Origin of the sequence: Novosphingobium sp. THN1, assembly GCF_003454795.1 — a bacterium.
Classification (GTDB): domain Bacteria; phylum Pseudomonadota; class Alphaproteobacteria; order Sphingomonadales; family Sphingomonadaceae; genus Novosphingobium.
This window is the reverse complement of sequence record NZ_CP028348.1, coordinates 683,672-695,959: the sequence shown is the minus strand read 5'-3', so window position 1 is coordinate 695,959 and position 12,288 is coordinate 683,672. Positions and strand designations below refer to the sequence as shown.

Here is a 12,288-nt window from a genome sequence, read left to right as displayed (position 1 = left end):
GTGGATGCAGAAATTGCAATTGCGAAGCAGCCTTTCGCATTTGCGAAAGGGCAAGCGCTACCGCATATGGACAGTGCCTTTCAGGCATCCTCTCCCAAACTTTTCAAGGCTGGCCTTCGGGCCGGCCTTTCTTTTGTCCCGCGTCCTTGGCGAGACCGCGAAAGTGAGCCGCGGCAAGGAAGCCGATGAAGAAATTGCACCGATCAAGGCACCGGGCCGTGGATCGCATGCGGTTTCGAACGCTATCTCAACCAGTGCCGTGCCAATGCAACATGCAATTTTACGCCTGTTTCGAGGACGTTGTCGTTGAAATCATAGTGCGGATTATGAAGCGGAGCAGCGTGATCGTGAGTTGCCTGCCCAAGCCAGATATAGGCTCCGGGGCGCTGCTGCAGCATGAAGGAGAAGTCTTCCGAGGTGGGCGCGGGTTCCGGCGCAAGTTCCGCCGTTCCCACGGTCGCAGCCACTTCAAGCACGTCGGCAGCAGCCTCGGCATCGTTGATGGTGGCCGGATAGTAGCGGTCGTAATCGAGCGCGCATTCAACCTCGAACGACGTCGCAATGCCTTCAAGCATCCCCCGCATGCGCTCCTCTATGCGATCCTGCACCGCCGGGTCGAAGGTGCGGACCGTACCGCCCACCATGACTTCTGCCGGGATGACGTTGTGCGCATGTCCCCCGTGAATCTCCGTGATCGAGAGGACAGCAGACGCATAAGGCGGCACGGCGCGGCTGATGATGGTGTTGAGTTGCTGGACAAGGCTGGCTGCGGCAAGAATCGCGTCGGGGCTGTCCTGCGGAATGGCGGCGTGTCCGCCCTTGCCGGTCAACTTGATCCGAAACTTGTCCGCCGCGCCCATGATTGCGCCCGGCCGCGTGCTGATCGTCCCGGCAGGCAGGCCGGGCCAGTTATGCAAGGCATAGACCCGATCACAAGGGAACCGCTCGAACAGACCTTCCGCGATCATCACACGCGCTCCACCCAGCCCTTCCTCGGCAGGCTGGAAGATCAGATAGAGCGTTCCGGCAAAATCGGGATCGGCGGCCAGCACCCGGGCGGCACCCAGCAGCATGGCAACGTGACCATCATGGCCGCAACCGTGGAAGGATCCAGGCGTCTTGCTGGCCCATGGGAGATTGGTCATTTCCTGGATCGGTAGCGCATCCATGTCTGCCCGCAGGCCAAGGGTGCGCGGTCCTTCGCGCCGGCCTTTGAGGACCCCTACCAGACCGGTCGTGCCGATGCCTTCATGCACCTCAATTCCAAGGGAGCGCAATTCATCGGCGATGCGCTGGGCCGTGCGCCGCTCGCAGAACCCGAGTTCGGGATGGGCGTGGATGTCCCGCCGCAACGCGACGAGATCGGCGAGGAGATCCGCTTGCATGTGGGCCGGATCAGCCATGCGTCTGCCCAAACAGGTTCTGGATCGGAAGCCGATGCTTGATGAAAGGTGACTTGATCACGATGTAGCTGAAGTACTTCTCGATGCCATAATCGCTCTCGAGCATGCCTTCCATGATCGACTGATAGTGCGAAACGCCGCGCGCGACGAACTTTAGCAGATAGTCATAGCCACCTGAAACGAGGTGGCATTCGACGATCTCATCGAGCTTGGCAATCCGGCTTTCGAAGCGGCTGAAATCGCCCTGGCGATGTTCGCTGAGGGTGACTTCGGTAAAGACAGTCAGGTATTCGCCCAGCTTGCTGAAATTCACGTGCGCGCCGTAGCCGGTGATGTATCCGGCCTTTTCCAGGCGCTTGACCCGCGTCAGGCAGGGGCTGGGCGAAAGGCCTACCGCATCGGCCAGTTCCACGTTGGTGATCCGGCCCTCCTGCTGGAGCTTGGCAAGGATCTTGAGGTCTATCCTGTCGAGCTTGGGTCCGGGCAGCATGGTTTATCCCCCTGTCAGGCGTCTTGCAGCGCGACGACCGCGCGGATGTCGGGCTGCTCGAGCAGTTGATCAAGCGACCGCTCAACCCGATCGAAGATCATGTCCATTTCCTCGATCGTGCAGCATAGTGCCGGTGCAAAGCCTAGAACCGCGTTGGCGAAACACCGCACGATCACCCCATTGGCATAAGTCAGCTTCGACAGCCTTCCGCCAATGTCGAGCGATGGATCGAAAATGGCCTTCGTCGCCTTGTCCGGTGTCAGTTCGATCGCACCCAACATTCCGCGATAGCGAACGTCGCCGACCAGCCGATGCGACCTGATCCGTTCCATGTGTTCTGCAAAGCGCTGACCCGTTACGCGGCCATTTTCCAGCAGACCGCCTTCCCGGTACAAACGCAGGACCTCAAGCCCCACCGCCGCGGCGACGGGATGGCCAGAGTAAGTCTGGCCATGACCGATCGGCAGCGCGGCGGGCGCTGCGTCGGCAATGGTCTGATAGACATGATCGGCCATGAACATCGCGCCCATGGGCACGTATCCGGCTGTCAAACCCTTTGCCGTGGTCATGAAATCAGGAGAAACGCCCTCATCGAGGCAGGCGAACAGCGGTCCGGTGCGCCCGAAGCCGGTGATAACCTCGTCCACCAGCATCAGGATGCCGAGCCGGGTGCACGCCTCGCGCAGGGCCTTGAGCCAGCCTCGCGGCGGCACGATCACCCCGCCCGAACCCTGGATCGGTTCGCAGCAGAATGCCGCGACGTTATCTGCCCCGAGCTCTGCCACCTTTGCCTCAAGCGCGGCCACCGTGGAAGCGATCACGGCCGCATCATCGTCCCCCTCGGGATGGCGATATTGATATGGGGAGGCGATATGGTGCTGCCACGGGCGCGGCAGATCGAAATTGCGGTGGAAGTTCCCCAGCGCCGTAAGTCCCGCGCCGAGGCTGCTCGATCCGTGATACCCCCACTCCAGCGCGATGAAATGCTTCTTGTCGGGCTTCCCGGCTGCATTCCAGTAATGGACGATGTAACGGATTGCGCTGTCCACCGCGTCAGAACCGCCCTGCGTGAAGAACACGTGGTCAAGGCCATCGGGCGCGGCCGCGGTCAATTCTCCCGCCAGGCGGATCGCCGGCTCGCTGGCGAAATGGAAATAGCCCGTGGCATACGGCAGCCGGCGCATCTGTTCCGCCGCAACTTCGACGATCGACTCCTGACCATAGCCGACATTGACGCACCACAGTCCGGCAAAGGCATCGAGCAACCGGTTGCCGTCCCTATCGGTCAGCCACATGCCCTTGCCCGATTCCAGCACGATGGCGCCGTGCTGCTCGTGTCCTCTGAATGAGGTGACCGAATGGATCAGGTGATCGCGGTCGATATCGATGAGGGAACGGTTGGTTGGGTTTGTCATCGCGGTTCTTCCATTCCGTAGCATTGCCTGCAGGCTATGTCAGCGATCCGAGCGCGTATCGCCGAATGCGCCAGAAAATGATTGTCGGTGTCCTTTTGGCGTTGAGGCGCGCGGCATATTCTGCCGCGCGCCTCCTTTGCCTGATCCCGTCAGGCCCAGCATCACGCCAAGCTCAGAAGTACTTGAGCCAGGTTATGTCGCGACGGCGGCGCTTCAGCCGGGCGTACCATACGGTCGGCAGATAGAGCGGCACGATCATCGCCACGAACCACACCAGCACCCAGTTGTAGTTGTCGAACATGTAGGCCGTGCCGTTGTTCGGCCCCAGATCGCCAGGGCGCTGTGATAGAGAATGCGCAGGACGGTCAGGTGCAGGAGGTAGAAGAACATCGGCGCGCCGCCGAAGATCGCCAGCTTCGCCACGAGGCCGGAGTCATTGATCTTCTCGAACAGCACGAGCAGCAGCGCCCCGCCTCCAAGAGTCGGCAGCAGGAACAGCAGCGAGGGCGGGTACTTCGTCATCGAAATGAAGCTGATGACCGTACGGACTGCATCCCCTTCGACCACGAACCACGGCTTGTCGCCGTAGACGTTGAGAAGGCGCAACAGAACGAACGCGGCAATCATGCCAAAGCCCAGCACCAGCAAGCGCTTCTGCCGAACTGCGGGCGCGACTTCACCGGTGAACCAGGGCCCGATGCCGAAGCCCAGCAGGATCACGCCGAGCCATGCCAATATCGGATAGGTCGTCTTTGCCACGAAGCCGAGCGGCAGGTCGAAGGCGTCACGCTGGTGCAGCAGCGCCCAGACGGGGAACAGTGCATCGTCCTTGGTCAGCACGATCGGATCGAGCAGATTGTGGAAGCAAACAATGACCAGGCCCAGCGCGATGATCGCCGGCCGTGGCAGGCGCATGAACGCAGCCAGCGCGATCATGCATATGCCGATTGCCCAGATCACCTGCAGCCAGAAGGTTGGCTGCGGCACGATCCCCCAATAGAGCGGCGAGAGATAGACCAGCTCGATCACGATCAGCAGGAAGCCCCGCTTGAGCAAGTATTCCGTGGTTTCCTCAACCGTATGGTTTACGCTGAAAAGGTAGACGCCCAGCCCGGTTAGGGCGACGAAGATCGGCGCGCAGAAGCTTACCGCGAACCGGGCAAAGCCGATGGCAGGGATGATGGTCAGTGCGTTGATCGGGTCGGTCACCGGATAGTTGACGAACCAGGTCTCGCGCAGGTGGTCCAGCAACATCAGCACCATCACGAAGCCGCGCAGGGCATCGATGTTGGCTAGGCGGACGTGGGCCGTGGCCTTCGCCCCTCCCGCTGCGAGATTTATGCCTCCGGGAGGCAATGTCATACTGCTGGCCATGATCCCTGCCCTCTTTCCCTTTCGAATATCGCGTCTTGCCCCTGGGTTCATCAACCCTGCGGCAGGAACAGATCCTTGTAGAAGCCGGTGGTCTTTACCGAGACCGTAACCGGCGTGTCACCCTTGTTGCGGAAGTACCAGCCGTGCGTGCCATCGAACGGCGCGGTGAAGCTGCCTTTGCCGCCGGTCATCTGCTTCTCTTCCCAATAGCTGGTGAATTCGCCCTCGGCAGCATCCACCTTCTCGCCATGCATATCCGCCTTCACCGGTCCGCCCTTGGACGACCATTCGAAGACATAGCTCTGCCCGGCGTTCATGTGCGCCTTCACTTCCTGTCCGCTGTGCGGTGCCAAGGTGAGCGTCATCTCATCGCTGCGCATGTCGCCTTCGCGGATGATCGCGGCCTTTGTCGGCGTCACCGGTAAGACGACCGGATCTTCGGCCGGAGCCGCCGTATTCTGCTCGCTGCCTGCCGCCATGCCCACAATTCCCGTCAGACGGCCAGCGCCGGTCGGGTCGATGCCGTATTCCGCCGGCATCACGAACAGCACCACAATGGCAGCGGCGGCCAGCAAGGCCCCGCCGGTCGCCTTGGCGAGAGTGGAAGGCGGAACCTGAATGGAATTCGCCGAAGTTGCCGCGTCGGTCTGCATCATGCCACCCCCGCCTGTCCTTGAGTGAAATAGCCGGTAAGCTGATAGCCGACGAGCACGAAGCCAGCACACATAAGCGCGGCATTGGCGGCAATCGCACTGCGGCGGAAGCTGCCGGTAGAGCGCCACAGGTTCATCACGATCAGGATCGCCGCCAGTGCCGTGAACTGGCCCAGCTCCACGCCGACGTTGAAGCTGATCAGGTTGGGTACAAGCCCGTCTGAGGACAGGGTGAGGTCCTGCAGCTTCGTCGCAAGGCCGAAGCCGTGGAAGAAGCCGAAGATCAGCACTGCGGCCTTGGGATTGGGTGCCCAGCCGAACATCGTCCTGAACCCGTCCAGGTTGTCCAGCGCCTTGTAGACGACGGAAAGCCCGATGATAGCATCGACGATGTAGGGGTTGGCACGAATGTCGAACAGGACGCCCAGCAGCAGTGTGGTGCTGTGCCCGATGGCAAACAGGGTCACATAAGTGCCGACGTCCTTCATCCGGTAGAGGAAGAAGATCACGCCCACCAGGAACAGCAGGTGATCATATCCCGTGACCATGTGCTTGGCACCAAGGTACATGTATGGGCCAATGGCCATGCCCGAGGCACCTTCGATAAAGGCGCGGTCGTCCTCACCCACCCCGTGGGCATGAGCAGCGGACTTGAGGGCGATGATGATGAAAATGACGATGGCCCACCCTGCCCATCGCAGCAGTCCTTGCGGAACCGGGATGGCGGTGTGGCGGGCCATCAGTGCCTCACTTTACCGTGAAGGAAGCGAGGGTCTTGGCCCCGCTACCCTTGGCCGTCAGGGCGACCACCACCTTGGCGCCAGCCGGGATCTTGAGCCCCGGTGCCGACATGCGGTTGCCCGCCTGCGCCGCCAGTGGCGTTTCCGCCTTGGCCCCGGCAGCCGTGACAATCAGCTTGCCGGAAAAGCCCGAGGCAGCCAGCGGCTCATCCTCTTCGGTGATGTAGACATCAACGCCCTTGGGGGCGCGCACCAGTTCGACGACAGTCTCGCCGGTCATCGTCACCAATCCGCCGTGCAGCGGTTTCATCGAGCCGTGGGCGCCAGCAGGCACCGCGAAGGCGATCAGCGAAAGCCCTGCCAAGGCCGCAGTAACTGTCTTGATGTTCATTGCAAATCTCCCCGAAGCCATGGTTATTCCGGCAGGTGCGGCAGTACGAACGTCAGCGAGGAGCGATACTCCATCTGCCGGTACTTCGCCGGATTATCCGACGGGCCGACCAGAATGCCGACAATCACATTCAGCCCCTGATTGCGCACCGGCACCGTGACATAGCCCTGAGCGTCGGTCATGGATGGCTTTTGATCGGGGTCATTCACGTAATCGTGCATGATTGCCACGTTGGCAGCAGGCTTGCCCTCGAACATCGCGCGAAGCCGGATTGGCTGCCCCATCGCCTGGGGAATGGCATTGTCTGCCGGGATCAGTTGCAGCTTGTGTCCCGGGATCAGCGGGATGGGCTTTGCCGGCAACTGGTTGATGTGGACCGCATACTTGTAGTTATGCTCGCTCACCGTGGCGTCCCTGACCTCGTCGAGGCCCTTGTTGTGCCAGGTTCCGGCGGCGTCCTTCGACCAGATGCCATAGTCCATCACCGCAGCAACCACCGCCATCGGCTCATCACTGTCAACCACCGGAATTGCACCTGCAGCGCGCAGCGTCGCCGTCACCGGCAGGCCATCGGCATCGTAGCCGGTAACCGACGTGACGAGCGGCATGCGCTTCACCGCGTCAAGATCGTCCGAGCCTACGCCATAGACCATGGCAAGCTGCTTGGCGCGCTGCGCAAACCAGATCGCATGGGCACTGGCCGTTGAAGAAGCCAGCGCCGCCCCGACCGTCGTCACGGCAATCACCGCTGAAATATATGGAGAAATCCTGCGCACAATGGGCCTCCGGACTGAATGGCCGGGCGTTTCCGGCATGACCAGCTTATGATTCGCTGTCGGCATTTTCCCCTGAAAGGTCATGTCTGCCGACATGATGGCCTGTGGTTCTGCGCGATTGCGGCAGAACTTGTCGCCTGCCCCCCAACCGCCGCGGCGCTATTGCAGCGCCTCGGCGATGGCCTTGCCGCATTCGGCAGTGCCGGCAGCACCCTTGAGATCGCGGGTGCGGGCCGTCGGCGTGGACAGCACTTGCTCCACCGCCCGCATTATGGCGGCTGCGGCATCCGCTTCGCCCAGATGCTCCAGCATCATTGCGGCTGACCAGATCTGGCCGACCGGATTGGCGATACCTTGTCCCGCAATGTCGGGCGCAGAGCCGTGAACCGGCTCGAACAGCGAAGGGTGCTTGCCCTCGGGATTGATATTGGCCGAAGGCGCAACCCCGATCGTGCCCGTGCAGGCCGGCCCAAGGTCAGAGAGGATGTCGCCAAACAGGTTTGAGCCCACCACTACGTCAAAGCGATCCGGATTGAGCACGAACTGCGCAGTCAGGATGTCGATGTGGTACTTGTCATGGGTAACGTCGGGGTATTCCGCTGCGACCGCCTCCACGCGCTGGTCCCAGTACGGCATAGTGATGGCAATGCCGTTGGACTTGGTCGCGCTGGTCAGGTGCTTGCGCTCACGCGTCTGCGCCAGATCGAAGGCATAGCGCAGCACGCGATCCACGCCGACGCGGGTCATCACCGTGTCCTGGATCACCAGCTCGCGCTCGGTGCCGGGGAACATGATCCCGCCCACGGAAGAATACTCGCCCTCGGTATTCTCACGGACCACCCAGAAGTCGATGTCACCGGGTTCCCGGCCTGCCAGCGGACAGGGTACGCCCGGCATCAAGCGCACCGGCCTGAGGTTGACATACTGGTCATACTCACGGCGGAACTGGATGATCGAACCCCACAACGAAATGTGATCGGGCACGGTATCGGGCCAGCCAACCGCACCGAAGAAGATCGCGTCGGGCCGGCCGATCTCTTCCTTCCAGTTGTCGGGCATCATCTTGCCGTGGCGGGCATAATAGTCGCACGAGGAAAACTCGTGCCACTTCTGCTCCAGCTCGAAGCCATAGAGCGACGCGGCCTTTTCCAGCACGCGCATGCCCTCGGGCATCACCTCGTTGCCGATGCCGTCACCGGGGATCACCGCTATCGCGTGCTTGCGCGTATTCGTCGTCATCGCCTTGCCCCCTGCTGCGTCAAATCTTCAGGCCACCGATGTGGAAGGCCTTTGTTTCCAGATATTCCTCGATGCCGAGCGTGCCGCCCTCACGGCCAAGGCCGGATTGCTTGACCCCGCCGAAGGGGGCCACATCCATGGCAATCGATCCGGTGTTGAGTGCGATCATGCCCGCCTCGAGCGCCTCCGCCACGCGGAACGCGCGGTCGAGGCCGGACGTGTAGAAATAGCTCGCCAAGCCATATTCGGTATCGTTGGCGAGCGCGATGGCCTCATCTTCGGTTTCAAAGCGGAACAGCGGCGCGACCGGACCGAAGGTTTCCTCCCTTGCAAGCCGCATCCCGGCATTCGCTTCGCCGATGATCACCGGGCGGGCAAAATTGCCGCCTTGGGCGCCCTTGCCGGAGAAGAGCACCTTTCCACCCTTGCCCAGCGCATCCTCTATGTGCGCGGAGACCTTTTCGGTCGCCGCGCGGTTGATCAGCGGACCTGTCGTCGTCGCGGCGTCCATGCCGTTACCCACATTAAGCGCCTCAACCGCCGCGCCCAAGCGTGCGGAAAACTCATCATAAATCGGCGCATGAACCAGGATACGGTTGGCGCAAACACAGGTCTGACCCGCGTTGCGGAACTTGCTGGCCATCGTCGCCTTGACCGCCAGATCGAGATCGGCATCGTCGAACACGATCAGCGGGGCATTCCCGCCCAGCTCAAGGCTGAGCCGCTTGATGGTGTCCGCGCTCTGCCGCATCAACAGCGATCCGATGCGTGTCGATCCCGTGAACGAAAGCTTGCGCACCACGGGGCTGGCCGTGATCGCCTCGCCGATGGCCTGCGGCATGCCGGTCAGGAGGTTGATCGTGCCCTTGGGGAAGCCAGCGCGCAGTGCCAGTTCGATCAGGGCCAGCGCGGTGAACGGCGTCATTTCCGATGGCTTGATCACCACCGGGCATCCTGCGGCCAACGCAGGGGCGCATTTGCGCGTGATCATCGCTGCGGGGAAATTCCACGGCGTGATCGCAGCGGAAACGCCCACTGGCTCGGTCAGCACGATGATCCGCCGATCCCGCTCGGGCGAAGCGATGTTGCGCCCGCCGACCCGGCGGCCTTCCTCGGCGAACCACTTGATGAACGTTGCAGCATAGCGAATTTCACCCTGCGCTTCAGCCAAGGGCTTGCCCTGCTCGGCGGTCATGATCCGGGCAAGATCATCGAGATTTGCGAGGACCAACGCGTGCCACGCCTCGAGCAGCGCGGCGCGTTCTCCTGCCGTGCGCTTGCGCCAGTCGGCCCAGGATGCCTGCGCGGCCTCGATTGCGGCATTCGCTTCGGCTGTGCCACAGTCGGGCACGGTGCCGATCACTTCGCCCGTGGCAGGGTTGGTTACCTCAAGCGCGGGAAGTCCCGCAGAAATCCAGGCACCATCGACGAGAGCAGCCTGCCGCAGCAGGGTGGGGTCATTCAAGTTCAGCATGTTCAACCTAGCGCCTGTGCAGCAAGAGCAAAAATGGCAACGTCATCTCCGGGTACCGGCGCTGGGCCCAGCGCCATACGCTTGACGTGCCCCACTTCGGGCAAGCCGACCTCCTCGAGCCAGAGCCCCAGACCGGCCGCCTCCGGCACGTCGATCCGACAGAAGCTGCCAGCCTGCATGCCCAGCCAGTGTGCGATCAAGGCCTTTGCCCCGGTTGCGTCGGGCGCGACCACCGGCCCGATCAGCCAACCGCGTCCGAACCGCCGGATTACGGCAAAACCGGTCTGCACGTGCTCTCGGCACAAGACCACCGCACTGCCATCGGCCAGCAGCGCATCGAGCACCGCCTTTCGGTCCATGCCCGTTGCCGATGAATAGAGCGCATCGAGTACGCCTGCATCGGCCGCGCCCATCGGTCGGACGCGCTCACCCGGGCGCAGTTCGACCAAGGGCTGGATCGGAGCGACACCTTGATGCTGGTGGACCTGCCCAAGTGGAGCGAACCCCAGCCTGGAATAAAGCGGCAGCCCTTCGTCAGTTGCGTTGAGGATCACCGTCACATCTTCCAGCCGCTGCAGCATGGCTTCCGCCAACCGGCGCCCAAGCCCGCGTCCCTGCTGCGCCACGGCGACAATGACCACGCCCAGCATCGCGTAGGACTTTCCGAACCGCCAGGACATGATCGAACCGCAAGTCTTGCCGTCAACCTCAGCGACCAACCCACTGCCGATGGCCAGCAGTTTTTCGAGATCTTCCTCACGGTGTGGCCACTGCTGTTCGAAGCACAAGTCTGCCACCGCTGGAATATCGTCGGCTGTCATGTCCCGCAGAACAATCTGCGTCACGTCCTGAACTGTCATCCGATACTCCCGCGAAAGTCTCGATCTTGCGCCGCGAGCGTCGCCGATCCTGCCGCACTTCTAACTTCGAGGGTTCAAAAGAAGCTGCCGGTTTGTCCGGGTATTCGGAAGATTATTGCGAAAACCCGATATGCCGCCTCGCAACTAGAACTCGGAAACATCGATCTGCGAACCAGCATCAAACCGCGACAAACGGTAGGGACGGGGGTCAACGATCGGTTCATGTCCGGATGCAATGTCGGCCACCAGATGGCCGGCGCCCGGGCCGATGCCGAAGCCATGCCCGCTGAAACCTGCGGCAAGGATGAAGCCCGGAATGCTCGGGATTTCACCGATCACCGGAACGCCATCGGGCGTGCTGTCGACAAAGCCGGCCCATTGCCCGACGATTGGAGCCCGCGCCACCTCGGGGATCAGCTGAGAAACACGCTCGATAGTCAGGCGCATTGTCTTTGGATCCGGCTTCGGATCGAGGATGCGCCGCGCTTCCATCGGCGTAGGCCGGTCCAAAGCCCAGCGCGAAAGCGTCTCGTGGCCTGCCTGCAAGCCTTGCAGGCCGCCGGGCGAAACCTTCTTCCAGCGCTGCTTGAACATCGGCAGGAACTGCTTCTGGAACCGCATGAACTGCATCGTCGGGTCGACCTTGGCCCGCCCGCTATAAGCCAGGGCGTGGGCGCCATCCCCGCGCCGCGTGATCGACATCGAATTGCCATAGAACGCATCGGGCAAGGTCATGTGCCCCGTGCCGATGGCAAGGATCGATTGGCGGACTGTCGCCTGCGGGAAGCGTATGCCGAGTTGGTGCATGAACGAGGATGCCCAGGCACCACCGGCGTGGATGACCAGCTTGGTGGCAATTGTGCCGCGCTCCGTCACCACGCCGCTCACTGCTCCGCCGGTGGTCTCGATCCCGCGCGCAGCACAGGCCTGATGCACCGTGCCGCCAAGTGCCATGATTGCCCGCGCCACAGCAGGCACAGCCAAACCCGGATCGGCAATCCCGTCCATCTGCGAATGCACACCGCCCTTCCAGACCTGCTTGGTAAAGCTGCCCTTCTCGGTCGCCTCCTGGCTGTTCAACATGCGCGTCTTCACGCCGATCGAGCGGGCATACTCACCCCACTTGGCCCAAGTCTCAATTTCAGCTTCGTCATTGCTGACGTAGAACAGGCCGCAGCGGCGAAAGCCTGTTTCCTCGCCGCTCTCGACCCCGAACTGCTCCCACAGATCGAGCGCCTTGGTCGCCAGCGGCAGTTCGCGCTCGTCGCGGTTCTGTTGACGGCACCAGCCCCAGTTGCGGCTCGATTGCTCGCCACCGACCACGCCCTTTTCGATGAGCGCGACCTTCAGCCCGCGCTTGGCAAGAAAATAGGCTGTGAAACTTCCGACAATGCCCGCGCCAATCACGACGACGTCGGCCTGGCCGGGCAGTTCCGGGGTGGATTCGATGAACCTCAAGGGCGCGGGCATGTC

At 62.1% G+C, this 12,288-nt stretch carries 11 protein-coding genes and 1 pseudogene; all 12 read right to left on the bottom strand.

Annotation, left to right across the window (positions count from 1 at the left end):
- Nucleotides 1–242 precede the first annotated feature (242 nt).
- The 12 genes and pseudogenes from C7W88_RS20185 to C7W88_RS20130 all read right to left on the bottom strand — a co-directional run bounded on the left by C7W88_RS20185 (nucleotide 243) and on the right by C7W88_RS20130 (nucleotide 12,285).
- Nucleotides 243–1,403, bottom strand: a complete 1,161-nt coding sequence (locus C7W88_RS20185) for a M20 aminoacylase family protein (protein ID WP_240344979.1) — start codon at nucleotides 1,401–1,403, stop codon at nucleotides 243–245.
- Nucleotides 1,396–1,893, bottom strand: coding sequence for an Lrp/AsnC family transcriptional regulator (locus tag C7W88_RS20180; protein WP_039335969.1), 498 nt, complete (start codon nucleotides 1,891–1,893; stop codon nucleotides 1,396–1,398). The genes C7W88_RS20185 and C7W88_RS20180 overlap by 8 nt, the downstream gene beginning before the upstream one ends.
- A 14-nt stretch (nucleotides 1,894–1,907) precedes the next feature.
- The gene (locus C7W88_RS20175; RefSeq protein WP_118075296.1) at nucleotides 1,908–3,308 is read right to left on the bottom strand and encodes an aspartate aminotransferase family protein; all 1,401 of its coding nucleotides are present in this window, start codon (nucleotides 3,306–3,308) and stop codon (nucleotides 1,908–1,910) included.
- Between the two features lie 172 nt (nucleotides 3,309–3,480).
- A pseudogene (locus tag C7W88_RS20170) lies at nucleotides 3,481–4,670 on the bottom strand (DUF1624 domain-containing protein).
- 62 nt (nucleotides 4,671–4,732) lie between these two features.
- Entirely contained in the window at nucleotides 4,733–5,338 is a 606-nt protein-coding gene (locus C7W88_RS20165; protein WP_118075295.1) for a hypothetical protein, read from the bottom strand.
- Nucleotides 5,335–6,075 (bottom strand): HupE/UreJ family protein, encoded by a 741-nt coding sequence (locus C7W88_RS20160; RefSeq protein WP_118075294.1) that lies wholly within the window; start codon nucleotides 6,073–6,075, stop codon nucleotides 5,335–5,337. Before C7W88_RS20160 ends, C7W88_RS20165 begins: the two co-directional genes overlap by 4 nt.
- A gap of 7 nt (nucleotides 6,076–6,082) precedes the next feature.
- Nucleotides 6,083–6,466, bottom strand: a complete 384-nt coding sequence (locus C7W88_RS20155; RefSeq protein ID WP_118075293.1) for a hypothetical protein — start codon at nucleotides 6,464–6,466, stop codon at nucleotides 6,083–6,085.
- Nucleotides 6,467–6,489: 23 nt separating this feature from the next.
- Nucleotides 6,490–7,242 (bottom strand): DUF4198 domain-containing protein, encoded by a 753-nt coding sequence (locus C7W88_RS20150; protein WP_240344978.1) that lies wholly within the window; start codon nucleotides 7,240–7,242, stop codon nucleotides 6,490–6,492.
- 159 nt (nucleotides 7,243–7,401) lie between these two features.
- Entirely contained in the window at nucleotides 7,402–8,481 is a 1,080-nt protein-coding gene (locus tag C7W88_RS20145; RefSeq protein WP_118075292.1) for a tartrate dehydrogenase, read from the bottom strand.
- 19 nt (nucleotides 8,482–8,500) lie between these two features.
- Entirely contained in the window at nucleotides 8,501–9,955 is a 1,455-nt protein-coding gene (locus C7W88_RS20140) for an NAD-dependent succinate-semialdehyde dehydrogenase (RefSeq protein WP_118075291.1), read from the bottom strand.
- A 2-nt stretch (nucleotides 9,956–9,957) separates the two neighbouring features.
- Nucleotides 9,958–10,815: a GNAT family N-acetyltransferase gene (locus C7W88_RS20135; protein WP_118075290.1), complete on the bottom strand. Its 858-nt coding sequence runs from the start codon at nucleotides 10,813–10,815 to the stop codon at nucleotides 9,958–9,960.
- 144 nt (nucleotides 10,816–10,959) lie between these two features.
- Nucleotides 10,960–12,285, bottom strand: coding sequence for an FAD-binding oxidoreductase (locus tag C7W88_RS20130; RefSeq protein WP_118075289.1), 1,326 nt, complete (start codon nucleotides 12,283–12,285; stop codon nucleotides 10,960–10,962).
- Between the last annotated feature and the right edge of the window lie 3 nt (nucleotides 12,286–12,288).